General features: G+C 70.3%; 1 pseudogene. It reads right to left on the reverse strand.

The features are described from left to right. Positions 1 to 81: 81 nt before the first annotated feature. Positions 82 to 795 (reverse strand): annotated as a pseudogene (locus IEZ11_RS32505) (2-oxoacid:acceptor oxidoreductase subunit alpha); the annotation flags it as partial.

The raw sequence follows: 795 nt of genomic DNA on the forward strand, positions 1-795 counted from the left end.
TTCATGGACTGCCGGCCCTGGGCCTTCGGCACCAGCTGCAGCAGCGCGGGAACGGCACCGGCCGCGGCATGGGTGGTGGCGTCAGTCATGGATGGCCTCCTCGAGCGCCGCGGCGAGTTGTTCGGCCTTGAACGGCATGCCGTTGACCTGGGTGTACGAGTGCGCGTCGACCAGATACCTGGCGCGGACGAGCAGGGCGAGCTGGCCCAGGTTCATCTCCGGGATCACGACCTTGCCGTACCCCGCAAGGACACGGCCGAGGTTGCCCGGGAAGGGGTTGAGGTGGCGCAGGTGGGCCTGGGCGATCGCCTCGCCGGCCGCCCGCAGCCGCCGGACCGCCGCGGTGACCGGCCCGTACGTCGACCCCCAGCCCAGCACCAGCGTCCGCGCCCCGTCCGGGTCGTCGACCTCGATGTCCGGCACGCCGATCCCGTCGATCTTCGCCTGTCGGGTACGGACCATGAACTCGTGGTTGGCCGGATCGTAGGAGATGTTCCCCGTCCCGTCCTGCTTCTCGATCCCCCCGATCCGGTGCTCCAGGCCGGGCGTGCCCGGCACCGCCCACGGCCGCGCCAGAGTCCGCGGATCACGTTTGTAGGGCCAGAACACCTCGCTGCCGTCGTCCAGGGTGTGGTTCGGGCCGGAAGCGAACTCCACACGCAGATCCGGCAGCTCATCGGTTTCCGGGATCCGCCACGGCTCACTCCCGTTGGCCAGGTAGCCGTCGGAGAGCAGCATCACCGGGGTCCGGTAGGTCAGGGCGATCCGGGCCGCCTCCAGCGCCGCGTCGAAACA

This window comes from Streptomyces fuscichromogenes, from assembly GCF_014645815.1.
In the GTDB taxonomy this organism is placed as follows: Bacteria; Actinomycetota; Actinomycetes; order Streptomycetales; family Streptomycetaceae; genus Streptomyces; species Streptomyces fuscichromogenes.